The organism is Curvibacter sp. GW821-FHT01G03 (genome assembly GCF_059422285.1).
Map to the genome: position 1 here is coordinate 127,955 of NZ_JBWKWP010000004.1, position 23,056 is coordinate 151,010.

A 23,056-nucleotide genomic window follows, 5' to 3' on the forward strand; every position below is an offset into this window, starting at 1 on the left:
TTGTCGTCGCACCAACCCGCCCGTGGCCACCTCAATGGCGAGACAGTTGCGTGGTGACGGGCGCCGCCTTTTGTACCCATGCCGCCATTGGCGAATTTGGGCATTGGACTTCGCTCCGATACGTTCGCGTAAGTCTGAAACGGACAACGCATCAGGCCTAAGGAAATATTCGTGGAGATTCATACCCCCGGATTAGATAGCATTTGCTACTCACAATCAAGTAGCCAATGCTTTCGTAGCGATTGCTATCGTTCTCCCATGAACTTGGAAGCAGAAGCCAACTACCGCAAAGAGCGCCTACGGGCGCTTTCTGTGCGCCTGGGTGGCCTTGCCTCTCTCGGCAGATTCCTGGGCTACAAGGACGGCGCCTACATTGGCCAGATGCTCCGTGGCGATCGCCCCATCACCGAAAAGCTCATTGCTGAAATCGAAGCCAAGCCTGGCCTAAAAGGCTGGTTCACAGCCGCAAAAGGTGCAGACCTCGAGCCCGCCCAAAACGTGGCGAAGCTGGCAGATTCAAGCGCCCAGCAAGCCCGGGAGCCTTCGGAGAGCGTTGCTGAACACGTTGTGCAAATTGGGAATGCGCTGCTCCAAGTCGACGAGGTCCGTCGGAACGCAATAGCGGAGCTTCTAGCCGGGGTCGCCAGACAGCCAAATCAAGCCAGAAGCATCGCCAGCCACATCACTGCACTACTGCACTCGTCGGGAAAAATTGCCGCTTAGCAGCAGGCAGCGCCCGCATCTACCTTTTCCCACGCAAGCACAACCACCGCTCGCGCTGAACAGGCGAACGGAATTCAAACCCGGGCGATCACGCCTCGGGAATTCGCGGGAGCTCCTGTATGCACACGGGAGAGATTGAAATTGATGCACAAGCGCATTGCTGGTGCGTCGACGACAAGCTTTAACTCAAATTTGCACCTGGCCTTCAGGGTTGCTGGCTTGTGCTCGTCATCCTGCGGATGACATTTCTGACCTCTCGCTACCGAGAGTGATGAAACCGCCGATTCGGCGAAAACATGGCGAGTTCGACTGATTGTCAACGCTCTGCAAAGTTCAATCTGATTGAAGAACTTGCGCTTGAGGGCCGAAGGAACAGCCCGGCAGCTATGGTCTGATCGGAAAGAATTCCTCAAAAAATAGCATTTGCTATTGCATTGATGGGTAGCGTTTGCTACATTTCGCTCAAGAAATGGAGCTAGCAAATGCACATCACTCTTCTGCGCAGCTACCGCGCAACCCTGATCCCCAAGGACCTGGACCGTTCCGAGGTTCATGGCCATGCCGCCGATGGCAAGCTGCCGACCATCCAGCTCAAGGCCGCCAGCGCTGACCGCGCCCAGGCAGCAGCCCACCACACCACGGGCTTGGCAGTGCTGTGCGTGGACCGGGTCGGGGGTGGCGAATGAACACCGCCGCTCTGCCCTCTCGCGAGCCGGTGGCGGGGGCCATCGTCTTGCGCCCTGGTTTGACGTTCCGGTGGGGTACTTACAACGCTGGATCTGAGCTCGGCCACACCGCCCAGGGCTACTGGTATCGGATGCGCGAGCAGCACTCTTCTGGCTGGCCGCTGGCGGCCTTGCGCCATTTCCTGAAGCTGTCGATGTGGGATGAGCACGGCCGGCTTTGGCAATGCGTGACGGCCGCCGTGATCGATGACTTCGGCGACCTGGTGGAGGTGACGCCATGAGCCGCACCACGTTGATCAATGGCTTGTGCATTCTGGTGATGGCTCTGGTGCTGGGCACCGCCCATCTGTGGGGCCCCAGCGATCTGGAAGCCATGGAGGCCGTGGCCGATGAGCGCCGTGCTGCCCCCGTCGAGGTGGCCGAGCTCAAGCGGGCCGAGGCGGTATCCCGTGCCGCCATGGGGAGCATGCCTTCCCGCCTGCCTCCCCGTTTTTCTCACTGACCGAGCGAGGCCCGCCATGCCCACCCTCGTCACTTCGACCATGTTTGTTGCCAAGCAGCGACCTGTGATCGCCCCTGCTGCGGACGGCACGTTTCAGCTCACGCTGCGGCTGCTGGATCGCCTGGGTTCTGAGTCGCGCCAGGTGGAAAGCTGGCTGGTGCGCTGGTCTGGGCGCGAGGCTGCTGCCTGGTGGCACCGGCATGGCGCCTTGGTGGTGGCCGGCCAACCTGTGGACGTGGTGCTGTCGCGGCCCCGGGTCTTCTACACCGGCCGGGGCGACTTTCGCACGGCCGAGCTGCACGCCACCGCCAAGCGGCTGGCCCTGGCACCACGCCGCAAGGCGCTGCCCTCTTCCACCACCCATTCCCAACCCCCTGCAGCCCTGATCGCTGCGTAAACCCTTCGGAGGTTTTCCCATGTCTGTTTCAACACAGAAGAGACTCGCTCGCCCTTTGAAAGCCGTTTTGCCTGTTTCGCAGGCAGTTTTGCTGCAAAAGTCGATGGCGCTGGCCTCGGCTGACAGCTTTTTGCGCACCGCTGCGGCCACGATCCAGGACCGTGGTGTGCAGCGCGATACCAGCGCGGAAGGCGCCCAGCAGGAGCGCAGCATGGCCGCCACCGTGGCGGCCTTCAATGCCCTGGAGGGCGCTGCCCTGACCGAGCGCCAGGGCTGGGCCTTCATGCAGGTGCTGAAGCTGGCCCGCTCTGCTGCTTCGGCCCGCAATGGCCAGTTCAACCCGGACGACTTCGTGGATGGCGCGGCCTATGCTGCCCTGGCCGGTGAATCGGCTATGCCGAAGGATTGAGCCATGGCAGCCGATACCTGGATGATCACGGCCCGCGGGGCCGAGCACCACCTGGCCGGTGTGGGCATGGCGGTGAACCGGTTTGAGATTCAGACCATTGCTCACGCACTGGCGCAGATCAATCGCTTCACGGGCCATGCAGTGCGCCCCTACAGCGTGGCCGAGCACAGCCTGCTGTGCTGCGCACTGGCCGCCCGTGAGGGCCTGAGCCCCAGCGTGCAACTGGCTTGCCTGATGCACGACGCCCATGAAGCATTCACAGGGGACGTGGCCAGCCCTGTGAAGTGGAGCCTGCAGGGGGCTTGGGATGGCTTCGAGCATGTCCACGCAGTGCAGGTGCGCCGCTGGTACGGGCTGCAGTCGACCTTTGCCGCGCACCGGGCAACGATCCGGCATTTCGACCTGGTGGCCCTGGCCACGGAGCGGCGGGATCTGACGCTTTGGAATGCGGACGAACATGAGCCCTGGGCGATCTTGGACACCCCGGGTGCCGAGGTTCGCCCTGCCGCAGACAACCTGCTCGAGGGTTGGCGCGATTGCTCCTGGTCCACCTGGCGGGACCGGTTTGTTCAAACCTTTCATGCGCTTCGCGCGGAGGCCTGAGCATGATGGGCCCGACCTACCAACCCAGCACCATCGCCCTCCTGAAGCACCTGCAACAGCACGGGCCACTGACGGTCGACGAGTTCGGCAAGCTGAAGCACATCGGCACCACCGCGCCCGGCGTGCGCGTGGCCAGCATGGTCAAGCGCGGCACAGTGGCCCGCGTCGATATGAGCCGGCCTGCCCGTTACGCCATTACCAAGAGGGGCCTCGAGGCGGTCACTGCCGTGGCCAATGGCCAGGGCAACTTGGTGCCGCGCACGCTGGTGGCGGTAGTGCCGAAGCCGGCTGCTCCCCAAACCGCGCATCTGCAACCGGCACCGGCTTGCCGGGCGTCAGTTGAGTCCTACAGGGCGCCCGAGCTGCGGCCCTTTGATGGGCGGCCTGGGGCGATGGATGCCTTTGCGCTTCCCAGTCGGATGGGCCCTGTGCTGGTGTTCCGAGATGGGCATTCGGAGAGGGTGGCGTGATGTGGCTCTCCATTCCATCGAACTTTGTGCCGGCGTCGGCATGCTCGGAGAAGGCGTCCGCGCCGCATTCGCTCATCTTGGCGTCGAGCGATAAACCGTTTACAAAGTAGCGCGAGAAACTATGAATACCGCCTTCTTGCTCATGGCGCAATACAACGCTCAGGCTGTAATACCTGTGGCGTCAGTGGTGAAGGACTACTTCCCTCACCTGACCACCGAGAATTTTCTGCGTAAGGTTTCGGCCGGAGACATCAAGATTCCACTGGTACGAATTGAGCCGGGTTCACAAAAGGCGGCACGCGGCGTACACCTCACAGACTTGGCCGAATACCTTGATGATCGACGCGCTGCCGCAGTTAAAGAAGCGCGGCAGCTTGCTGGCCAGACAGTTCACTGGTCCCACAAAAGGGCTACATAGCCGAAGCCGCTGCCCCGTGAGCGCGAGCTGCCACGACGCCCGAATTAGACCATGAGCTGGATCTGAGATGATCGATCAGTAGACATTCAACGAAAAAGCGCAACCGAAGGCAAAAAGCGTAGCTTTTTGCCTTCGGCTGGAACGTAATGCTGGGCCAAACTCGACTCACCGCCTGAAGGGCTATTCCTTTGCAGTAGGCTTTGCGTCGGGTGCCAGACTCCCAGGGTTGCGGATGTTTGGAGCGACCTTCTTCAACTCCTGGAGCAGCTTGGATTCGTCCACACGCCATATTGAGCCGTCGCTTAAACGGACACGCCGTACGTAGGCAATACCAGTAAATACATCCTCGTCTCGGAACCCTATCGAACCGTCTGAACTACTCTGACCAGGCTGCAGCGGTGACCAATTTGCGCTGTTAGTGCCTTGCACAACAAAACGGCTTCCAAGAAGCCGTTCATCGAAAGCATCATACTTCAGCATTACAATTTCCAGTGCAACGATTGATTGCTGAGAGGTATTTTTCCAAGAATAATTTGTTATGAATCGCGCATCGGACGATAAGCCTCTTCCTCTATCACGATCCTCATTTGCAAATGAAAAGCTTGTTATCTCCACATAAGGACTAAGATTGACAGTATAAGCCTTGCGATCAGTATAATTCTGAGCAGCCCCCGACACCCCCACTAATGCAGCAAGAATTATTGTAAAAAACAATTTTTTCATTACTCCCCCTTTAATTTAAAATACCACAATTCCCCAAAAAATCGTAGCAATTACAAATCCTCAAATGACCAGGCATATAAAATCGTAGCTTATTTATGGCCGGTTGTTCAAAGGGTTAGCTTTCACTTTTTATCGGTAAGCGCATTGATGCCTTTGATTGCAAATTTTCTCGAATACAACGGTGACTTGAAGTACGCTGCCGACACCTTGGTAGCCGACGCGATTAGATTGCGCACCGCTTCCTCTAGCCCCTTCTCCGCGTACGCAGTGGACTCATCATTTGAGTACGGCAAATCTGGATCTCGGGTGATGCATGGAACGGACGGGTGTTTGATTTCGTCGAGGTATTCGAAGAATGCTCCCTTGGCAATGACCGTACCAAACATGCGCCATGCGTACTTCTTGCCCCAGTAGTACCCATCCGTGGCTGAATGACTCACACGCTGGTCGTTCTTAGCTTTCTCGATTCCGCAGTTCCCGTGCGCGATATGTTGCGCAGCCAGGAAGCTAAGCATCGGGTTAACTTGTGACGTTGGAGAAAGCGCCGACAAGTCGACGATGTTTCTGCCAGAATCGTCGACTGTGTAGCCAATGTTGTATCTCTCACCCTCAATGACTACTGGCGTAGCGTTAGCTTCGAACTCGTAGATGGTTGCGGTAGTTGCGGGAGTGAACTGGTGCCTGTACTTGCCAGAGGCCAATTTGGTGATGGTGTAGTTGCTGGCGATCAAATCATGAATGGTGAACAATTCTCTGGACTTCAAGGTACGCTCCCTGGGTTACGAAATCTAACGTTAAACATAAACAGCGCCAGTACGACATCCGTTTTATGGATTAGTTAATCTTTATTATCTCGCTTATCGACAGCCTTTATTGACCTCGACGGCAACCGCTCATAGAAAGCCTCAATTTCTTTGGGCTCCGTGATCATTTTATCCGCAACAAAGTTAATCAAATCAAACAACTTAACCACTCGCTCAGGCTCTTCAGCAATATTAATCTCCCCGGGATGCACGGCATTATTTCCGGTTATTCTTAATGCATCCAGAGATTTTTGAACAAGTGGATTCAAGCCCTTAGCCACAAGATTTTTTATATCTTCGTTAATGTTTTCGCCCTTCTCACCCAACTGTTTGCATAGCTTCTGCAAAGCAAGCCTTAGCAAAGCCGCTGCTGCTCTAGGCGAATCAGAAAAAACATTTGCCGCCTCCCGATAATCAATCTTTACATCTTCAGAAAGATCGATATTGTGGGGTGGAGCGATGGCCTTTTTGGGGAAAAGTAAATTACCATCATTCCAGAATGCCACTTCACCACATCGTTGACACTTTGTAACAATCCATTTTTTATTAATCGCCTCGTTAAATTTTGATAACTGGTCTACAACGCTAGTTCCATTGTAGTTAACGAGGCAATGAAGGTGGGCATAGAACTGCGTTGCATACACGTTGCAATATGGGCAATGGTATTCACCCTTGCCAAGCATTGGAGGAAAATATTCAGATTTTTGCACAAATATCCACTTGGAGGCCAACGCAATTTAGAACGCACCAAGCCGCAGGCCATAACTGGCACGGTGGGCTAAACTGGCGCTAAAAAACTCAGAAAAGGGCATGTAACCAAGCATCTCGGCAAGTTTCCTGTGAAAAATTACAGTACTGATTTAGCCATGAAACCCGCCACCCCTGAGCTATGGAGCCACAGGTTGCTGAATCAGGTCCGTGAACAAATTCGTTACAAATACTATAACCTGTTCAGCGAGCAAAGCCTATAGACGACGGATGTGTATGTTCATGAAATAGCAGGATTTACATGCATCCGCGAGACGTAGCTCAGCAGGTAATCGAAGGTTTTCTGGTCGTTTTTTCCGCTTCCGCCGCACCTGCCACGTCGCGACATGCCTCACGAGCCAGCGAACACGAACGGCGGCTGTCGACCTTAGATTTGCGTATAAGAGCCTGTTCAAAATCTTTTGAGAAGCAGAGCCAAGAATGCCAGATGGATTAACTGCAAGCTGGTGTTGAGCAACCTCTCGCAGTTCTTCCACAGCCGCCTGTTCTTCTCCAACAAGGCAAAGCTGCGCTCCACCACCCAGCGCTGGGGCATCACCTTGAACGTATGCAGCTCACTGCGCTTGGCAATCTGCACGCTGACATGTCCACCCATAATGTCTTGCACCCCCTGCGCGAACGGCTTGCCCACGTAGCCGCTGTCACACAACAGCGCCTGCACCCGGCTCAACGCAGGTTTGCAGCGCTGAAGTGCCTGCAAGGCCCCTTTGCGGTCCGTCACCTCTGCAGTGGTCACCGCAATAGCGTGCGGTAGCCCTTGGGTGTCCACCGCAATATGGCGCTTGATGCCCGAGACCTTCTTGCCCGCGTCATAGCCCTTCAAAGCCGCCGTGTCCGTGTTCTTCACGCTCTGCGCGTCCACGATCAAGAACGCGCTTGAGGCGTTGCGCCCCAGTTTCTCTCGGGCCACGCCAACCTGATTTTTTTAAAGCCCGCTCCAGCAGGCTGCCACCCTCACGCGGCTCACTCCAAATCGCAAAGTACGCATGCACAGTGCGCCACTTGGGAAAGTCGCTGGGCAACACCCGCCACTGGCAACCGGTACGCAGCAAATAGAGCACTGCGCAAAACACCTCATACAGATCAACACTGCGCGGGCGAGTGCTCTTGCGGGCACTCTCCAGCAAGGCGCGGATGAGTTCAAATTTCTCGGGACTGATATCGCTGGGGTACTTCGCTCTCATAGAGCATGCAGCTTAGCTTCAGACACAGTGACCCTCAGCCTGCTATCAGCAGATCATCGAGAAAAGATTTTGAACAGGCTCTAAGAGAACACGTGGCTGAGAAAGCTGGACTGCCCGCCGTACGTCAAGGTGGAGAGACACATAGGTGGAAAGGGGTGTACCGCTGCTGAGCAAAGACCGTTCAGGCGTCGGTACCGACGACCATCATCGGCAAAGCCCCCCCCCGATGGACAGGCTACTGACGGATCTGCTCATGGCCAAATTCATAAACTAGCCCAATCGATATACTCCCGCCGGCATCGCTGGTCGCCATCTGGATCAGAGCCATGAACAGTTGATCAACGGATAGCAAATCCCTCTGTATGAGTTCACAGGACGGGTATGCAACGCAGCGAGAACGAGGAGCCGCCCTGTCAACTTGACAGCCAAGTTTCAATCCTGTTGTATAGAACCAACGAGAGCAGCACAAACAGATAGTGGGGACGTGGGGGGGGCGCGGGGCCGGGGGACCCGCCGTGGGAGATGCTCTTTGCTCACCTAAGTCTACGATTTGTGTGGTCGCGCACTGCGCGACCACACAAATTCCGATCGGAGTAGATCTGACGGCCTAGAGGTCAGCAAGATGACTGGAGATGCTCCTAGTCACTGACATGACGTTAGGATAACGCAACTGCCACCGCCTTGCAACCCCTAGAGACGAAAAGTCGCCTAGTTGGCCCCTTTGAAAACTGCATATGACAAGAACTTCGCTCTCCGAGCTTTTTGACTCGATGTATCACGGGAAGCAACAGTTTTCCGAATTTACCTCCGAACCTATAGATAACTTATACCGTCGGAGGGTCATTGGCCCACCAAGAAACCAGCGCGAAGTACTGATCCCAGAGAAAAAGCTGAGGGTGTACCACTCATTTCTAAATCTTTTCTTAATCGAATTCTTGCCGATAAACAAAGAAGTCGTCTTCTCGTACAGGAAAGGATACAGTGCATATGATGCTGTTGCAAAGCACGCTAATTCAAAGCACTTCTTCCAGACGGATATATCTTCGTTCTTCTCAAGCATCAAAACCAGCCTGGTAAGTAAAGTTATTATTAATGGCGAGAATTTTTGCCCAGCCGGAGACATACTTGATAATCTACCAAGAATCATCAACCTAATATGTATTGATGACTCGCTACCAATGGGATTTCCATGCTCAGCACCGATGAGCAATGCTGCGCTTCTGAACTTCGACAATGCGCTTGAGCAGCATTGCATTGCGCACAACTTAATATACACCCGCTATTCTGATGACATCATCATTTCCACAGAGAACAAGGAGAACCTCGCAGACATTAAGACTGTCGTGCAGAAATTATTGACGCAGCATGGAGCCGAAGAGCTCAAACTAAACGAGAAGAAGAGCAAATACTTCCGGGTCGGCGGAAGAATATTAATACTTGGTCTGATGATTTTACCTAATGGCAAAGTCACTATTGACTCGAAAGTCAAAAGAAACGTTGAAGCTCTTCTGCATAGGCATTCGCAGGGGAGAGCAGCATTTCTTGCAGCAATTGAAAAAGATGAGGATCGTGCTAAAGCGGAAATCACTGGATACTTAAATTACATCAATTCAGTGGATCAAGAGTATTTGAACAAACTGAGAAGAAATTTCGGTGCCACGGTCATCGACACATTTCTTCATCGCCCGCTACCCAAAGACAAAGTGCAAAAATGAAATTGAACATAAAAATAACCAACATTCAGCAAATAGCCGATTTAAAGTTCAATATCAATTTTGACCAAGGCCCTATTGTGTGCATCACCGGGAAAAATGGCGCCGGCAAGACCACCCTAATTAAAGCAATTCGAAATCTAACCAACTCCGACACCTTCGCCAAAACCTCATCCGAAGACGTTTTCAAGGAGAACAGTTCGATTCAATATGAAATTAACGGCCTTACGCTGATCTACTCTTACGAAAAGCCAATCAAGACAATCAACTGCCGAACTCCTATTCCGATGGAATATAGGAAAAAAATACATGTCGAACTTCCGATTCCCCACGGCGAGCGATTCACGTTTTTTCAGAGGATAAGTAACTTAGATGCTGACATACGCACAGCAGTCGTGCTTCGAAAATTCACGAGACCAGATGCACTTATAAAATTTCTCCATCGAATTTATGAAAATGATAATTTTGACAACTTGGTAGCAATGGAGATTAAGGGCTCGACTTACTATTGCCGGCTGACGGCCGGGGCCCGCTACTTACGCGAAGACTACTTCAGCTCCGGGGAATACTTTTTAGTAAATCTTTATCGAAGAGTGTCCCAAGGCTATCGTCTTATTGTTATTGACGAGATAGATATTTCTTTGGATGCAGCAGCACAAGTTCGACTAATTGAAAGTCTCAGAGAATTCGGCACCGCCAACGACGTCAAATTTCTGCTAACCACGCACTCGCTTGCAATGATGCAAACTCTCAAACCTTACGAGATCTTTCATTTGGAATTTGAGCAGTCGACTGGCGAAGCAAAGATTGATAACGTGCCTTACAACTATATCAAAAGTATTCTATTCGGATTCAAGGGCTGGGATAAGTACATCCTCACCGAAGATGCCGTTTTGAATGAGTTTCTAGAATATACAATCAAGACATATTGTAAGAATATTTATTTTTCTTACAAAATAATTTATATTGGCGGCGGCTCAAGCACAACGAATTTAATGAAGCGGAATCGCACAGAAGAATTTTTCTCTTGCGCCGACAATGTCATCTGCGTCCTCGATGGAGATCAAAGAAAGCTTAAGCATGCTAGAGATGCATCAGTATTGTGCATTCCTTTCGAAAGTTTAGAAAAAGAGTTATTAGCGCATTGCCTAGAAGGAGGATTTAAAGGGCGCGTCGATTTTCAGGCACTTTTAAAGGACGACATTGATCGTCTACGCCGTTATTTGCCAATCCTAAGAAAATCACCCAGCCCTGCTGAATCAGCGAAGTCGAAACCCTCATTAAAAGACCGACTCTGGATTCTTCTTCGGCCTCTACTACCTATTTTTCAAAAAAATAAGAGAAAGAAATCTGATATTCCATCTGAAAATGAATTCAGTGAGGCTGGCAAAAGACTGCTAAAAGAATTGGTACGGCAAAGAATAATGACTCAGCACGAGGTAATTCAGCATCTATGCAAAGAGAACGAAGTTACAGTAAACGCATTCTCAAGGGAGTTGCAGCGCTTTCTGACGATTCAACCTGGTCCGGTAGCTTCGGGGACAGCCATTTCGTCAGGAGCACCGGCTGCGGCAAAAGTTCAAAGCTAATTCTGACGGCCACCACGACTGTTGGCCTCATGGTAGGAGTGGCGCAGCACACAAAGGTGGCTGTTGGCGGCACGTCAGCATGTTGCCAATCCTCAGTCACCGAATGGCACATAGACGCTAGCAAAGTCCTACCACACGTCCTGACCCATGCCCCCCCTATAGACGCTGCCGCTTAAGCAGCACGATAGTCCGCACTCCAATCCGAAGACCTCAGTCCCACAAAAGTGCTACTCAGACCATCATAATAAATCCAACCCATTGATTTGATTGTATTTTTTATCTCACTCAGCCCAATCCATCATCGGGGCCACGCTGAGCCGGTGCATGCTGTGGGAGGGCTGTTCTCCTCTGAAATCGTTGCCTAGCGCGGCTGTCGCGTTCACGTTCATCGAGCTTGTATTAGGGTTGAGATAAGGCCTGGATGAGCCCCCCTGATGTTACAAGGCTGGGGCCACTACGCAGCTTGCTGCCTCATCAGACATTGGCCGGGATTGCCACCAGCTTCACCCCCAAGGCCGCACACACCCGTGCAATGGTCTCAAAACGGGGCTGTGCATCGGGACGCAGTGCCTTGTACAAGGCCTCGCGACCCATGCCACTGGCCTTGGCGACTTCTGTCATGCCCCGAGCCCGTGCCAGGGTGCCCAAGGCATGTGCCAGCGCAGCCGGATCGTTCTCCTCCAGCACCAAGGTCAGATACGCAGCCACTGAATCTCCGTCTTTCAGGTACTCAGCCATGTCGAATTCAGGCAGATCGGAGACTTTGATTTTGAGGTTCATCAGGCTTCACTCCTCGACAGTGGCGGCCAAGGCCTTGGCTCGCGCGATATCGGTCTGTTGAGTGGACTTGTCGCCACCACCCAACATCACGATCAACACATCGCCCCGAGCGACGTAGTACATGCGCCATCCAGGGCCGAAAAATTCACGCATCTCCCACACACCTTCGCCCACGGGCTTGATGTCGCCTAGATGGCCCTGTTGGGCCTTTTCAAGGCGCCGGGCCAAGCGCAGCCGTGCCATGGGGTCTCTGAGTCCTGTCAGCCAAATGTCGAAAGCTGGGAGAGTCTTGACCAAGTACATTTGAAAATCGTACTCGATCGAATACATTTTAGGCACCCAACCGATGATCGGCAAGCCTGAATGTCAGTTTCAGCCCTCCAGCCATTTCGCACAACACGCCTGATCGCGCCTCATCACAACAACGCCCTCACCTCCCGAGCCGCCTCCTGCAACAACGGCAGCAAAGTCTGATGCAGGGTCTCGGGCGGATGCGCCTGGGGTGAGGCCACCACGTTCAGGGCGGCCACGGTGCGCCCTTGCATGTTGCGCAAGGGCACGGCCAGGGCCAGCACGCCCAGTTCGTGCTCTTCGGTGGCGAGGCAGAAATCGTCTTCGCGCACCTGGCGCAACAGCTTGCGCAAGGCCGTGGGCTGCACCGTGGTCTGGGGGGTCAGGCGCGCCAGGGTGCGGTCTTTGAGCCAGGCACTCAGCTCGGCCGGCGCCAGCGCCGCCAGCAGCACCCGGCCAGTGGAGGTGGCATGGGCCGGCAGGCGCGCGCCCAGGTGCAGGCCATAGGCCAGCAGACGGGTTGGCGAGCCATACACCCCGCTGCGCGCCACGATGACCACCTCGTCGCCCTCCAGCACCACGGCCGAGAACGATTGCTGGGTCTGGGCGGCCAGGCGGTTCAGCGTGGGCTGCATCACGCGAGGCAGCCGGGCCGAGGCCAGGTAGCTGCCCGAAAAGCGCAGCACCTTGGGGGCCAGCCAGAAATAGCTGCCATCGCTTTCCAGATAGCCCAGGTGCTCCAGGGTCAGCAGGTGGCGGCGCGCCGCGGCGCGGGTGATGCCGGCGCGCTGGGCAGCCAAGGTGGCGTTCAGGCGCTGGCGCTCGGTGTCGAAGCTCTCCAGCACGGCCATGCCTTTGGCCATGCCTTCGATGAAATCTGCCTTGGCAATCATGGGGGGACGGCGGCCACACGGAGGCCGCAGGTTGATTCAGATCAATGTTGCGCGATCATCGCACAAACTGCTCATTGATCGCACAAAGCCATGCCGCCAGCCCTACCCGGGGCAGACACAGACTTTTACGCTTGCGGACAACCCATCACCCACCACCGAGATCCCCAAGGAGACCCTCATGCGTACCCAAGTCGCCATCATCGGCGCCGGCCCCTCCGGCCTGCTGCTCGGTCAACTGCTGCACAAGGCCGGCATTGACAACATCATCGTTGAGCGCCAAAGCGGCGACTACGTGCTCAGCCGCATCCGTGCCGGTGTGCTGGAGCAGATCACCATGGACCTGCTGGAGCAGGCCGGCGTGGCCCAGCGTGCCCATGCCGAGGGCTTGCCCCACCACGGCATCGAGTTGCTGTTCAAGGGCGAGCGCCACCGCATCGACATGCACAAGCTCACCGGCGGCAAGCAGGTGATGGTCTATGGCCAGACCGAGGTCACCCGCGACCTGATGGAAGCCCGCGCTGCTGCCGGCCTGAGCACCGTGTACGAAGCCAGCCAGGTCAGCCTGCAGGATTTCGATGGCACCCAGCCGCACGTGCGCTATGTGAAGGACGGCGTGACGCACGAGATCGAGTGCGATTTCATTGCCGGCTGCGACGGTTACCACGGCGTGTCGCGGGCCAGCGTGCCGGCCGGCGCGATCCATGAGTACGAGAAGGTCTACCCCTTCGGCTGGCTGGGTGTGCTGGCCGATGTGCCCCCGGTGTCCGACGAGCTGATCTACGCCAACACACCGCGCGGCTTTGCCCTGTGCAGCATGCGCAGCCACACCCGCAGCCGCTACTACCTGCAGGTGCCCTCCGAAGACAAGGTGGAGAACTGGACCGATGCCCTGTTCTGGGAAGAGTTGGCCCGCCGCCTGGACCCGGCCGCCCGCGAACGCCTGGTGACGGGCCCGTCCCTGGAAATGAGCATCGCCCCGCTGCGCAGCTTTGTGGCCGAGCCGATGCGCTTTGGCCGCCTGTTCCTGGCGGGCGACGCCGCGCACATCGTGCCCCCCACCGGCGCCAAGGGCCTGAACCTCGCCGCCTCCGACGTGGGTTACCTGTCGGGCGCGCTGATCGAGCACTACCGCGAGCACAGCGCCGCCGGCATCGACCATTACTCGGCCCGCTGTCTGAGCCGCATCTGGAAGGCCGAGCGCTTCTCTTGGTGGTTCACCTCGCTGATGCACCGTTTCCCCGAGACCGGCGAGTTTGGCCAGAAGATCCAGGAAGCCGAGCTCGACTACCTGATCCACTCCGAGGCCGCCTCGACCTCGCTGGCCGAAAACTACGTGGGGCTGCCCATGGTTCATTCGAACTGAAGCGGGCTCAAAGCGACCGGCGCCTGGATCTGACAGTCAGCCGGTATAGTTCACTCCGATAGCAATTCGGAGACAACAACATGCGCCTTGACCTGCCCACCGCAGGCCGGGTTGCGCGCCGCTGGCTGCCTGTGGCAGCCTGGCTGGCGTGCAGCCTGTTCACCACCGCCCAGGCCGCCGACGACATCGTGGTGGCCCAGATCGGCCCCTTCACCGGCCTGCCCTCGCCCGATGCGCCCGACATCAACACGGGCGCCAAGGCCTACTTCGAGCAGATCAACCGCGGCGGCGGCATCAACGGCCGCAAGATCACGCTGTTCACCCTGGACGACCGATTTACCGCCGACGGCTTCAAAGCGGCCCTGCCCCAGGCGCTGGAGCGCAAGCCCGTGGCCTTGCTGTCGCCCATCGGATCGGCGGCCCTGAGCGCGGTGGTGCGTGAGAACCTGCTGGACAACGCCAATGTCATCGTGGTCAACGCCGTGCCCGGGGCCGACGTGCTGCGCAAGCCCGGCCATGCCCGGCTGTTCCATGTGCGGGCCAGCGACCGCGACCAGTACGCCCGCATGCTGGAGCATGGGCGCACCCTGGGCGTGAGCACGGTGCACGTGCTGCATCAAGACCTGCCCATTGGCGTGCAAGGCCTGGCGGCGATCAAAGAGCTGGCCCCAGGCTTTGGCTACAAGACCATCGAAGGCAGCCAGGCCCAACACAACGACGACAGCCTGAAAATCGCCGCCCAAGCCACCCAGGCCGCCGCGCCTCAGTCCGTGATCGTGATCGGTTCGCCAAAATTCATGGCCGATGCCGTCAAGCAGCTGCGCGAGGCCGGCTACGGGCGATCCATCATGGCCTTGTCTTACCTGTCGGCCCCTTTGCTGGTCAAGGTGGCGGGCGAGGCGGCTTCCCGCGGTGTGGGCATCGCGCAAACCTTTCCCAATCCCAATGGCCGCGGCCTGCCCCTGCAGGCCGAGTTCCAGGCCACGATGGCCCGCTATGCGCCTGAGGCCAAGCCCTACACCGCCTTCCAGCTGGAGGGCTACCTGAGCGCACGCGTGCTGGTCGAAGCCTTGCGGCGCGCCAAGGGCAACCACCCCGAAGCCCTGGCCGACGCCCTGCACGCCGCGGGCGAGCTGGACTTCGGCGGCTTCAGGGTGAACTTCAGCAAAGGCAATACCGGCAGCCAATGGGTCGAAATGAGCGTGGTGGATGCCACCGGCAAGCTGCGGTATTGATGGCCGACATTTGAGAGACACACATCCATGAGCCAGACAAACACCAACACCTTGCAAGGCACGCGCATTCTCAGCCTGGCCTTGAACCTGCCCGGCCCAGCCGCGCTGATGCGTTGCCGCGACATGGGGGCCAGCTGCACCAAACTCGAGCCCCCGCCTCGCCACGGCGTGCCCGCCGATCCCATGGGGGCCTACAACCTCGAGGCCTACCAGACCATGCACGCGGGCCTGCGCACCCTGCATGCCGACCTCAAAACCCCCGAAGGGCAGGCCACGCTGCATGCCGAGCTGGCCAGCACCGATGTGTTGATCACCTCGTTTCGCCCCTCGGCCCTGCGCAAGCTGGGCCTGGCTTGGCCCGAGTTGCAGGCGCGCTACCCTCGACTGTCGCTGGTCGAGATCGTGGGGGCGCCCGGTGAGCGAGCCGAAGAGCCCGGCCACGACCTGACCTACCTGGCCGAGGCCGGTCTGGTGCCCAGCCTCGAGCTACCCCCCACCCTGTTTGCCGACATGGCCGGCGCCTTGCAGGCCAGCGAGGCCGTGCTGCAATGCCTGCTCCAGCGGATGCACAGCGGCATCGGCAGTCGGCGTGAAGTGGCCTTGAGCCAGGCCGCCGCCTGGCTGGCCCTGCCCCGTCATTGGGGCCTGACCCGCCCTGAGGGGGCCGTGGGGGGAGCCCACGCCGGCTACCGGGTCTACCGCTGTCTTGATGGTCGGGTGGCGCTGGCGGCGCTCGAGCCCCACTTTGCCCAATCGCTGTGCCGCGCGGCCGGCATCGACGCCGCTGACTTGAAAGCCATGTTGACCCCCGAGGTGCACCGCGCTGTCGCTGCCTTCGTCGGCAGCCAGACCCGCGACCAACTGGAACGCCTGGCGGTAGAACAGGACGTGCCGCTGTACACACTGGCCGACTGAGCGCGCCTGAGTTCTCAGGCCTCGTACATGTAGGCACGGTTGAACGGGTAGCTCGAACGGGCCCCAACCAGGGGCTCGTCGGCCAAGCCCGGCGCGGGCCGGATGGCCAGCACCTGGTGCAGGGCGATCCAGCCCTGTTCGAAAGCCAGCGCCGAGCCCGCCAGGTAAAGCCGGTAGGCGCGCAAGGTGCGCTCGACCTGCTCACCCGCGAGTGAGCCGCCCAGCACCTCGCGCGCCTCGTCCAGCCGTGCCTCCAGGCCATCAGACCAGGCCCACAGGGTTTTGGCGTAATGGGGGCGCAGGTTCTCGGTGTCCACCATCTCAAGCCCAGCGCGGGCTGCATCTCGCAAAACCGTGCTGACGTGCACCAGTTCACCCCCTGGAAAGATGTACTTTTCGATGAACTCGCCCATGCCGGCCCCCAGTTGCAGGTTGTCGGTCCCCCCGGCCGTGATGCCGTGGTTCAGGACCAGGCCGCCCGGGCGCACCCGTCGGGCCACTTGGACAAAGTAGTCCGGCAATTGGGCTCGTCCCACATGCTCGAACATGCCCACAGAAGCCACTTTGTCAAAGGTTTCCTCTGCCGGCAGTTCGCGGTAGTCGCACAGCAGCACCCGCACACGCGAGCCCAGCCCCAGGGCGTCGATGCGGGCCTGCACATGGGCTTGCTGGTGGCGCGAGAGCGTGATGCCGGTGGCCAGCACGCCGTGCTGCTGGGCCGCCCACAACAGCAAGCCGCCCCAGCCACAACCGATGTCCAGGAAACGCTCGCCCGGCCGCAGTTGCAGCTTGCGACAGATCAGCGCCAGCTTGGCTTCCTGCGCCTCGGCCAGACTCAGGTCGGCACGGCGGTAGTAGGCGCAGGAGTAGACGCGCCGCGGGTCCAGCCACAGCGCAAAAAATGCATCCGACAGGTCATAGTGGAACTGGATCTGGGCCCGATCCCGACTCAACGTGTGGGCTGCTGCCGACTGCCAATGCTGCATCAGGCGACGAGACAGGCCCGCCGAGGCGACGTCCGACGGGTTATGGCGCAGCAGGTCGGCTGCCACACGCATCACCTCGCGCATGCTGCCCTGCACACGGATGCGGCCCTCCACAATCGCCTGGCCCACCATGCCGATGCGGCCCAGCGCCAGGTCGATCAAGCTGCGTGAATCTTCCAAGCACAGGGCCACTGGCGCATCGGCAGGCCCCAGGCACTCCCCGGAGGGCAATTGCAGCATCAGGGGCGTCGACAACGCACTCAGGCGATCCTGGATCAGGCGCAGCCACTTGTTCATAACAGGCCTCCGTCAAACACGGCTGCCTCCAGGGCCGGGCGCAGCCCGCCGCCCTGCCACCAGGTGGCGGACTCACCCCGGGCCCGGCGACAGGCGCATGGTGATACCTGACATGGATTCTAGGCCGGGCTTAAAAATTTTGCCCAGGACCAGTGATTACTGACCACTCGTCAACAGGACAATCCCTGATCAGATGCCCCATGCCATCACGGACGCCAACCAGGGTTGGGGCCGGCAGCCTCAGCGCAGGCGCTCCACTTGGTAGCCGCGCTGCTCCAGCAGCTTGGGCAGGCCGGTCGGGCCCACCATGTGCAGGGAACCCACGGCGGCAAACACCTTCTTGCCGTCGCTGTGCAGGCCGTCCACGCGGTCGGCCAGGGCCGGGTTGCGGTCATCCATCAGCTTCTTCATCTGGCTGCGGTCCTGCGGCGTCTTGAGGCAGTCGCACCAGTCGGCGTAGTGCTCCAGTGCATCCAGGTCGCCCTGCTCCCAGATCTGGGCCACACGCGCCAGCAGGCGCCGGGTCTGCCCACGTTCGATCTCGGTCAGGGTGCGGTTGACCAGGTTGGCCGCCTCGGCATCGTTGCTGCCCAGCAGCACCGCCAACTGGCCGGAGGCCGACTCCAGCGACACCACTGGACGGTCGGTGCTGCGCGCCAGCACGGCCAGCATGATCTCGGTGCCAAAGCTGGGCTGCAGGCCATCGCGACGGCCCGCCAAAAAGGTCAGACTGAGGGCCTGGATCTCGGGCGGGGCCGAGCCCAGGGCGGCCTCGGGCAGGCATTCCGCCAGCCAGCGGGTCTTGAGGCGAGCCTGCAACTCGGCCGGCAGGTTGCGCTTCACGCCTTGGATGACGGTGGCCATTTCACGCTGGATGGCCGGGTCCAGTGGGTTGATCTCGATGCCCGTCACCTCGGTATCGCTCAGCGCCTGCTGGATCTTGGGGCCCGGGGCCATCCAATCGGCCTTGCCGGCATGGAAGGTACCGTACAGATAGGAGCTGTGGTCACCCTTGGTGATCTTCCAGAGAAAACCACGGTCGGCAGCATGTTCAGCGGCCTGGCTGAACAGTTCCGGAGAGAAAGGTGCCGGCAGCGGCGGGCAACTGGCTGGCGCCTTGGCCGCCTTGGCCTCAGCCGGCTTGGGGGCAGCGTGGGGATGGGCGGGCTTGGTCGCCGCCCAGGCCACACCGCTCAACAGGCACAGGCCCACCAGGGCCCAGCGACGGCAGGCCAGACCCGCAGCGGTCGACGACCGAGGCGAAAGAGAAGACATGAAAATGTTCATGCCCGGAATGTTGCCACGACTTGAGGTGGCCGCCTGTGCGTCACCCCAACTTTGCCGCGCGCTCACGACAAGGCCAGGCGGCGCGCGATGCGTTGCGACAGCAGCAAACCCACCAGGCAGCAGCCCCCCGTGACAGCCCAGGTCCATTGCCAGCCTCCGGCCAGGCCGGCCACCCAGCCCACCAACGGTGGGCCGGCAAATTGCCCCAAGGCAGAGCATTGGGTCATCCAGCCAACGGTGGTCGAGATGGCGTTCTCACGCGGAGCCAGGCGCACGGCCAAAGAAAAAAGGCTGCCTGGGATCAACCCCCCCATCATCGAAAAGCCCAGCAAGGCCGCATAGCGCAGTGCGGCAGGCAAGGGCCAGAAGGCCTCGAAGGTAAGCCAGGCACCCACGGCCATGCTGGCAAAGCCCCAGGTCAGCACCCTGGCGGCAGGCACGCCACGCTGCAACAGGGCCCCGGCGGCCAGATTGCCCACAATGTTGGCCGCCGCAGCCAAGGCCGTGAGCATGGCCGTCAAGCCCACCCCCAGATCAGAAGACGCATAGATCGAGGGCAAAAACCCCATGACGGCCTGCCACTGCGAGGCATAGAAGGCAAAGGTCAGCGCGACCAGCCACGGCCCCGCACTGGACAAGGTCATCCGCAGCACGCCCAAACCCTGCATCAACCCGGGCCGGCTTGCTTTTGGCGGGGTGGCACCCAATCCAGCGGCCGGCCCTGCCCAACGCGCCCGGGTGGCGTCCGAGGGCACCCAGACCAGGGCGGCCACAGCCATCGCCGCCGACACCGCGGCCATCAGCCACCACCAGTGCGGCCACCCCATCAGGGGCAGCAGCAGCGGCCCCCCCAACAAAGCCAAGGCGGTGGCCAGCGGCATGCAGATACCGAACACACCCAGCATGAAAGGCAGATCGTGGGCACTGACCAACTGGCGGATCAAGCCCGCACAGGGCATGAAGACGAGCAGGAACCCAACGCCCTCCAGCGCTCGAAGGAACAGCATGAAGCCGGCTTCATGCACGGCGGGGCCCAAGGTGCTGGAAGCCACCAGCAGCCCCAGGCCGATCAAAAGGCAACGGCGCAAGCCCCATTGGTCGGCAAACAGGCCCAACAAGGCGCCCAGCAACATAGAAGCCATTTGCACCGCCGACAGCAAAAAGCCCGCCTGCAACAGCGACAAGCCCAATTCGGCACGCAACAAGGGAATGGCGGGCGCCAGCTTGGCCACATGCAGGGCCGCCGAGACGCCTGCAGCCACCACCAGCAAAGCCGCTCGTCGGCCATCAGAACGTTTGCCCTGGTCATTTTTGGAAGTCATCACCGACGTCAAAGCTCACCTCGCTCGCGCCGGCAGGGCTCGGCCGAGAGGGCCGACAAACTCGGTCGCAAAGCTGACGTCCAGGGAGCGTCTGCGCCGCAACCCCGGGACTACCGGCAACAGGCAGGCGCCAGCGTAGCGGCGCAGGCGGCCGCCCTGGTTTCAAATTCCGGCGGACTGATACAAGGCCGCAAGCGCCTCAGCGTGGCCCCTTGCGGCCGGCTTTGGGTTTGCCGACACCTGTGCCGGCGCGGGGCGGCAGGCCGGTGTGCTGGGTCAGGATGCGGCCTTTGACGGGTGCCACCGGTGCAGCGGGTGCTGCGCCCTGCCCCAGCGCTGGCCCGCGGGCGCCACGGGGTGCGCCGACGGCAGGCACGGCCTTGCCAGTGGGCCGAGCCGGGGCCTGCGTCGAGTTCTTGCGGCGGGCACTCTGGTAGCTGCCGTCTGTCAGCGGCTGGAAGGTCGGGATCAGGTGTTGCTTGCCGTTACCAATGAGGTCGGCCCGGCCCATGGCCTTGAGTGCCTCACGCAACAGCGGCCAATTGTTGGGATCGTGGTAGCGCAAAAAGGCCTTGTGCAGGCGACGGCGCTTTTCACCGCGCACGATGTCGACCGACTCGCTGTCGGGCGTGATCTTGCGCAGCGGGTTGCGGCCGCTGTGGTACATGGCCGTGGCACTGGCCATGGGGCTGGGGTAGAAGGTCTGCACCTGGTCAGCACGAAAGCCGTTGCGCTTGAGCCATAGCGCCAAGTTCATCATGTCCTCGTCGCTGGTGCCCGGGTGGGCGGCGATGAAGTAAGGGATCAGGAACTGCTTCTTGCCCACTTCTTCAGAGAACTTGTCGAACATCTGCTTGAAGCGGTCATAGCTGCCAATGCCCGGCTTCATCATCTTGGTCAGCGGGCCCTGCTCGGTGTGCTCGGGGGCGATCTTGAGGTAGCCCCCCACATGGTGCTGCACCAGCTCGCGCACGTACTCGGGGCTCTTCACCGCCAGGTCGTAGCGCAGGCCCGAGCCGATCAGGATCTTCTTGATGCCTTTCAGAGCCCGCGCGCGGCGGTAGATCTTGATCAGCGGATCGTGGCTGGTGTTGAGGTTCTGACAGATGTCCGGAAACACACAGCTGGGCTTGCGGCAGGCGGCCTCGATCTCGGGCGTCTTGCAGCCAATGCGGTACATGTTGGCGGTGGGACCGCCCAGATCGGAGATCACGCCGGTGAAGCCCTTGACCTTGTCGCGGATCTCCTCCACCTCGCGAATGATCGAGTCCTCGGAGCGGCTCTGGATGATCCGGCCCTCGTGCTCGGTGATTGAGCAGAAAGTGCAGCCACCAAAACAGCCGCGCATGATGTTCACGCTGAAGCGGATCATCTCCCAGGCCGGGATCTTGGTGGTGCCGTCATGGCTGCCGTTTTCATCGGCATAGGCCGGGTGCGGGCTGCGTGCATAGGGCAGGTCGAACACCAGGTCCATCTCGGCCGTGGTCAGTGGGATGGGGGGCGGGTTGATCCACACATCACGCGCGGTCACGCCCTCGCCATGGGCTTGCACCAGGGCGCGGGCGTTGCCTGGGTTGGTCTCAAGGTGCAGCACCCGGTTGGCGTGGGCGTACAGCACCGGGTCGCTCTTGACCTGCTCGTACGAGGGCAGGCGGATCACACTGCGCTCGCGCGGCGGCACCTTGACGCGGCCCTGCAGGGCCGGGTTGGGCACGAAGGTCAGCGGCTTGGTGGTGGCCACGGGGCTCCCGGCCCGGGCTTCAGCGTCGCTGGCCACGGCCTGGGCCTCGTCTTCACGGGCGCAGGTGGCGCCCTGTTCGCGCGCCTGGTCCGAGATCATCAGATAAGGGTTGACGTGGGCTTCGACACGGCCCGGCGTGTCGATGCGGGTGGAGTCGATCTCGAACCACCCCTCAGACGACTCGTCGCCACTGCGCCGGATGAAGGCGGTGCCCCGCACGTCGGTGATCTTTTCGATTGGCTCGCGGGCAGCCAGTCGGTGCGCCACCTCGACGATGGCCCGCTCGGCGTTGCCGTACAGCAGCAGGTCGCACTTGGCATCGACCACGATGGAACGGCGCACCTTGTCGCTCCAGTAATCGTAGTGGGCGATGCGGCGCAGCGAGCCCTCGATGCCCCCGAGCACGATGGGCACATCCTTGTAGGCCTCTCGGCAGCGCTGGCTGTACACGATGGCGGCGCGGTCGGGGCGCTTTCCGCCCACGTCGCCGGGGGTGTAGGCGTCGTCGGAACGGATTTTTCGATCGGCCGTGTAGCGGTTGATCATCGAATCCATGTTGCCCGCGGTCACCCCGAAGAACAGATTGGGCTTGCCCAGCACCCGGAAGGGGTCGGCACTTTGCCAGTCAGGCTGGGCAATGATGCCCACGCGAAAGCCCTGAGCCTCCAGCATGCGACCGATCACCGACATGCCAAAGCTCGGGTGATCCACATAGGCATCGCCGGTGACGACGATGATGTCGCAGCTGTCCCAGCCCAGCTTGTCCATTTCCGCACGGCTCATCGGCAGGAACGGCGCCGTGCCGAAGCGGGCCGCCCAGAACTTGCGGTAGCTGTTCAGCGGTTTGGCGGCGCGCGCGAAAAAGGAAACGTCGACGGGGGCGTTCATGGGGGGCTTCTTGGGGATAACCCTCCATTTTACGGGTGTGCACCCCATGAACGGTTTTGTCAGTACCCCCA

At 59.6% G+C, this 23,056-nt stretch carries 25 protein-coding genes; 14 read left to right on the forward strand and 11 right to left on the reverse strand.

What is annotated here, in order from left to right; genetic code table 11:
* Positions 1 to 258: 258 nt before the first annotated feature.
* The 9 genes from AC07VS_RS06565 (at position 259) to AC07VS_RS06605 (ending at position 4,208) form a co-directional block, all read left to right on the forward strand.
* A complete protein-coding gene (locus AC07VS_RS06565; protein WP_494750515.1) occupies positions 259 to 723 on the forward strand; it encodes a hypothetical protein in 465 nt (154 codons plus the stop codon).
* A gap of 482 nt (positions 724 to 1,205) precedes the next feature.
* A complete protein-coding gene (locus AC07VS_RS06570; RefSeq protein WP_494750516.1) occupies positions 1,206 to 1,409 on the forward strand; it encodes a hypothetical protein in 204 nt (67 codons plus the stop codon).
* Positions 1,406 to 1,690, forward strand: a complete 285-nt coding sequence (locus AC07VS_RS06575; protein ID WP_494750517.1) for a hypothetical protein — start codon at positions 1,406 to 1,408, stop codon at positions 1,688 to 1,690. The genes AC07VS_RS06570 and AC07VS_RS06575 overlap by 4 nt, the downstream gene beginning before the upstream one ends.
* The gene (locus tag AC07VS_RS06580) at positions 1,687 to 1,911 is read left to right on the forward strand and encodes a hypothetical protein (RefSeq protein WP_494750518.1); all 225 of its coding nucleotides are present in this window, start codon (positions 1,687 to 1,689) and stop codon (positions 1,909 to 1,911) included. Before AC07VS_RS06575 ends, AC07VS_RS06580 begins: the two co-directional genes overlap by 4 nt.
* Positions 1,912 to 1,927: 16 nt before the next feature.
* Positions 1,928 to 2,308, forward strand: coding sequence for a hypothetical protein (locus AC07VS_RS06585; RefSeq protein WP_494750519.1), 381 nt, complete (start codon positions 1,928 to 1,930; stop codon positions 2,306 to 2,308).
* A 103-nt stretch (positions 2,309 to 2,411) separates the two neighbouring features.
* Complete coding sequence (locus AC07VS_RS06590; RefSeq protein ID WP_494750520.1) at positions 2,412 to 2,717, forward strand: DUF6378 domain-containing protein; 306 nt, start codon at positions 2,412 to 2,414, stop codon at positions 2,715 to 2,717.
* A 3-nt stretch (positions 2,718 to 2,720) separates the two neighbouring features.
* The gene (locus AC07VS_RS06595; RefSeq protein ID WP_494750521.1) at positions 2,721 to 3,320 is read left to right on the forward strand and encodes a hypothetical protein; all 600 of its coding nucleotides are present in this window, start codon (positions 2,721 to 2,723) and stop codon (positions 3,318 to 3,320) included.
* A gap of 2 nt (positions 3,321 to 3,322) precedes the next feature.
* A complete protein-coding gene (locus tag AC07VS_RS06600; protein ID WP_494750522.1) occupies positions 3,323 to 3,790 on the forward strand; it encodes a hypothetical protein in 468 nt (155 codons plus the stop codon).
* A gap of 121 nt (positions 3,791 to 3,911) precedes the next feature.
* A complete protein-coding gene (locus AC07VS_RS06605; RefSeq protein ID WP_494750523.1) occupies positions 3,912 to 4,208 on the forward strand; it encodes a pyocin activator PrtN family protein in 297 nt (98 codons plus the stop codon).
* A gap of 180 nt (positions 4,209 to 4,388) precedes the next feature.
* On the opposite strand, the gene AC07VS_RS06610 is transcribed toward AC07VS_RS06605, so the two are convergent.
* The 4 genes from AC07VS_RS06610 to AC07VS_RS06625 all read right to left on the reverse strand — a co-directional run bounded on the left by AC07VS_RS06610 (position 4,389) and on the right by AC07VS_RS06625 (position 7,686).
* Positions 4,389 to 4,931 (reverse strand): hypothetical protein, encoded by a 543-nt coding sequence (locus AC07VS_RS06610; protein ID WP_494750524.1) that lies wholly within the window; start codon positions 4,929 to 4,931, stop codon positions 4,389 to 4,391.
* A gap of 122 nt (positions 4,932 to 5,053) precedes the next feature.
* Positions 5,054 to 5,695, reverse strand: a complete 642-nt coding sequence (locus AC07VS_RS06615; RefSeq protein ID WP_494750525.1) for a hypothetical protein — start codon at positions 5,693 to 5,695, stop codon at positions 5,054 to 5,056.
* A 74-nt stretch (positions 5,696 to 5,769) separates the two neighbouring features.
* The gene (locus AC07VS_RS06620) at positions 5,770 to 6,444 is read right to left on the reverse strand and encodes a DUF4145 domain-containing protein (RefSeq protein ID WP_494750526.1); all 675 of its coding nucleotides are present in this window, start codon (positions 6,442 to 6,444) and stop codon (positions 5,770 to 5,772) included.
* A gap of 449 nt (positions 6,445 to 6,893) precedes the next feature.
* Positions 6,894 to 7,686, reverse strand: a protein-coding gene (locus tag AC07VS_RS06625; RefSeq protein ID WP_494750527.1) for an IS5 family transposase whose coding sequence is annotated in 2 segments (ribosomal slippage) — positions 6,894 to 7,428 and positions 7,427 to 7,686 — 795 coding nt in all. Because the reading frame shifts where the segments join, the coding sequence is not laid out codon by codon here.
* A 734-nt stretch (positions 7,687 to 8,420) separates the two neighbouring features.
* Here AC07VS_RS06625 and AC07VS_RS06630 point away from each other — a divergent pair.
* On the forward strand, positions 8,421 to 9,401 hold the full coding sequence (locus AC07VS_RS06630) for a reverse transcriptase domain-containing protein (RefSeq protein WP_494750528.1): 981 nt from the start codon (positions 8,421 to 8,423) through the stop codon (positions 9,399 to 9,401).
* Positions 9,398 to 10,987, forward strand: coding sequence for an AAA family ATPase (locus AC07VS_RS06635; protein WP_494750529.1), 1,590 nt, complete (start codon positions 9,398 to 9,400; stop codon positions 10,985 to 10,987). The genes AC07VS_RS06630 and AC07VS_RS06635 overlap by 4 nt, the downstream gene beginning before the upstream one ends.
* Before the next feature lie 474 nt (positions 10,988 to 11,461).
* Here the strand turns inward: AC07VS_RS06635 and AC07VS_RS06640 are convergent, their stop codons facing one another.
* The 3 genes from AC07VS_RS06640 to AC07VS_RS06650 all read right to left on the reverse strand — a co-directional run bounded on the left by AC07VS_RS06640 (position 11,462) and on the right by AC07VS_RS06650 (position 12,951).
* Positions 11,462 to 11,767, reverse strand: a complete 306-nt coding sequence (locus AC07VS_RS06640; RefSeq protein ID WP_494750530.1) for an addiction module antidote protein — start codon at positions 11,765 to 11,767, stop codon at positions 11,462 to 11,464.
* Between the two features lie 6 nt (positions 11,768 to 11,773).
* Entirely contained in the window at positions 11,774 to 12,097 is a 324-nt protein-coding gene (locus tag AC07VS_RS06645) for a type II toxin-antitoxin system RelE/ParE family toxin (RefSeq protein ID WP_494750624.1), read from the reverse strand.
* Between the two features lie 86 nt (positions 12,098 to 12,183).
* Positions 12,184 to 12,951 carry an IclR family transcriptional regulator domain-containing protein gene (locus AC07VS_RS06650; protein ID WP_494750531.1) on the reverse strand — a complete coding sequence of 256 codons (768 nt, stop codon included), beginning with the start codon at positions 12,949 to 12,951 and terminating at the stop codon, positions 12,184 to 12,186.
* Positions 12,952 to 13,129: 178 nt separating this feature from the next.
* Between AC07VS_RS06650 and pobA the strand changes: the two genes are divergently transcribed.
* The 3 genes from pobA (at position 13,130) to AC07VS_RS06665 (ending at position 16,464) form a co-directional block, all read left to right on the forward strand.
* A complete protein-coding gene (gene pobA / locus AC07VS_RS06655) occupies positions 13,130 to 14,314 on the forward strand; it encodes a 4-hydroxybenzoate 3-monooxygenase (protein WP_494750532.1) in 1,185 nt (394 codons plus the stop codon).
* A gap of 80 nt (positions 14,315 to 14,394) precedes the next feature.
* The gene (locus AC07VS_RS06660) at positions 14,395 to 15,549 is read left to right on the forward strand and encodes an ABC transporter substrate-binding protein (RefSeq protein WP_494657382.1); all 1,155 of its coding nucleotides are present in this window, start codon (positions 14,395 to 14,397) and stop codon (positions 15,547 to 15,549) included.
* A gap of 27 nt (positions 15,550 to 15,576) precedes the next feature.
* The gene (locus AC07VS_RS06665; RefSeq protein ID WP_494750533.1) at positions 15,577 to 16,464 is read left to right on the forward strand and encodes a CoA transferase; all 888 of its coding nucleotides are present in this window, start codon (positions 15,577 to 15,579) and stop codon (positions 16,462 to 16,464) included.
* Positions 16,465 to 16,478: 14 nt separating this feature from the next.
* Here the strand turns inward: AC07VS_RS06665 and AC07VS_RS06670 are convergent, their stop codons facing one another.
* From AC07VS_RS06670 to AC07VS_RS06685, 4 genes are all read right to left on the reverse strand, one after another.
* Complete coding sequence (locus tag AC07VS_RS06670) at positions 16,479 to 17,747, reverse strand: class I SAM-dependent methyltransferase (protein ID WP_494657380.1); 1,269 nt, start codon at positions 17,745 to 17,747, stop codon at positions 16,479 to 16,481.
* Between the two features lie 240 nt (positions 17,748 to 17,987).
* Positions 17,988 to 19,022 (reverse strand): TraB/GumN family protein, encoded by a 1,035-nt coding sequence (locus AC07VS_RS06675; RefSeq protein ID WP_494750534.1) that lies wholly within the window; start codon positions 19,020 to 19,022, stop codon positions 17,988 to 17,990.
* A gap of 74 nt (positions 19,023 to 19,096) precedes the next feature.
* Positions 19,097 to 20,356 (reverse strand): MFS transporter, encoded by a 1,260-nt coding sequence (locus tag AC07VS_RS06680; protein WP_494657378.1) that lies wholly within the window; start codon positions 20,354 to 20,356, stop codon positions 19,097 to 19,099.
* Between the two features lie 199 nt (positions 20,357 to 20,555).
* Positions 20,556 to 22,985 (reverse strand): YgiQ family radical SAM protein, encoded by a 2,430-nt coding sequence (locus AC07VS_RS06685; protein ID WP_494750535.1) that lies wholly within the window; start codon positions 22,983 to 22,985, stop codon positions 20,556 to 20,558.
* Positions 22,986 to 23,056: the final 71 nt, after the last annotated feature.

Bases quoted from the DNA above. Each gene is read 5' to 3' on its own strand.
- AC07VS_RS06590 (WP_494750520.1), top strand. From the start codon at position 2,412: ATGGCGCTGGCCTCGGCTGACAGCTTTTTGCGCACCGCTGCGGCCACG.
- AC07VS_RS06640 (WP_494750530.1), bottom strand. From the start codon at position 11,767: ATGAACCTCAAAATCAAAGTCTCCGATCTGCCTGAATTCGACATGGCT.
- AC07VS_RS06650 (WP_494750531.1), bottom strand. From the start codon at position 12,951: ATGATTGCCAAGGCAGATTTCATCGAAGGCATGGCCAAAGGCATGGCC.
- AC07VS_RS06575 (WP_494750517.1), top strand. From the start codon at position 1,406: ATGAACACCGCCGCTCTGCCCTCTCGCGAGCCGGTGGCGGGGGCCATC.
- AC07VS_RS06570 (WP_494750516.1), top strand. From the start codon at position 1,206: ATGCACATCACTCTTCTGCGCAGCTACCGCGCAACCCTGATCCCCAAG.
- AC07VS_RS06665 (WP_494750533.1), top strand. From the start codon at position 15,577: ATGAGCCAGACAAACACCAACACCTTGCAAGGCACGCGCATTCTCAGC.
- AC07VS_RS06685 (WP_494750535.1), bottom strand. From the start codon at position 22,985: ATGAACGCCCCCGTCGACGTTTCCTTTTTCGCGCGCGCCGCCAAACCG.
- AC07VS_RS06670 (WP_494657380.1), bottom strand. From the start codon at position 17,747: ATGAACAAGTGGCTGCGCCTGATCCAGGATCGCCTGAGTGCGTTGTCG.
- AC07VS_RS06585 (WP_494750519.1), top strand. From the start codon at position 1,928: ATGCCCACCCTCGTCACTTCGACCATGTTTGTTGCCAAGCAGCGACCT.
- AC07VS_RS06660 (WP_494657382.1), top strand. From the start codon at position 14,395: ATGCGCCTTGACCTGCCCACCGCAGGCCGGGTTGCGCGCCGCTGGCTG.
- AC07VS_RS06680 (WP_494657378.1), bottom strand. From the start codon at position 20,356: ATGACTTCCAAAAATGACCAGGGCAAACGTTCTGATGGCCGACGAGCG.
- pobA (WP_494750532.1), top strand. From the start codon at position 13,130: ATGCGTACCCAAGTCGCCATCATCGGCGCCGGCCCCTCCGGCCTGCTG.
- AC07VS_RS06605 (WP_494750523.1), top strand. From the start codon at position 3,912: ATGAATACCGCCTTCTTGCTCATGGCGCAATACAACGCTCAGGCTGTA.
- AC07VS_RS06675 (WP_494750534.1), bottom strand. From the start codon at position 19,022: ATGTCTTCTCTTTCGCCTCGGTCGTCGACCGCTGCGGGTCTGGCCTGC.
- AC07VS_RS06645 (WP_494750624.1), bottom strand. From the start codon at position 12,097: ATGTATTCGATCGAGTACGATTTTCAAATGTACTTGGTCAAGACTCTC.
- AC07VS_RS06635 (WP_494750529.1), top strand. From the start codon at position 9,398: ATGAAATTGAACATAAAAATAACCAACATTCAGCAAATAGCCGATTTA.
- AC07VS_RS06565 (WP_494750515.1), top strand. From the start codon at position 259: ATGAACTTGGAAGCAGAAGCCAACTACCGCAAAGAGCGCCTACGGGCG.
- AC07VS_RS06610 (WP_494750524.1), bottom strand. From the start codon at position 4,931: ATGAAAAAATTGTTTTTTACAATAATTCTTGCTGCATTAGTGGGGGTG.
- AC07VS_RS06600 (WP_494750522.1), top strand. From the start codon at position 3,323: ATGATGGGCCCGACCTACCAACCCAGCACCATCGCCCTCCTGAAGCAC.
- AC07VS_RS06630 (WP_494750528.1), top strand. From the start codon at position 8,421: ATGACAAGAACTTCGCTCTCCGAGCTTTTTGACTCGATGTATCACGGG.
- AC07VS_RS06580 (WP_494750518.1), top strand. From the start codon at position 1,687: ATGAGCCGCACCACGTTGATCAATGGCTTGTGCATTCTGGTGATGGCT.
- AC07VS_RS06595 (WP_494750521.1), top strand. From the start codon at position 2,721: ATGGCAGCCGATACCTGGATGATCACGGCCCGCGGGGCCGAGCACCAC.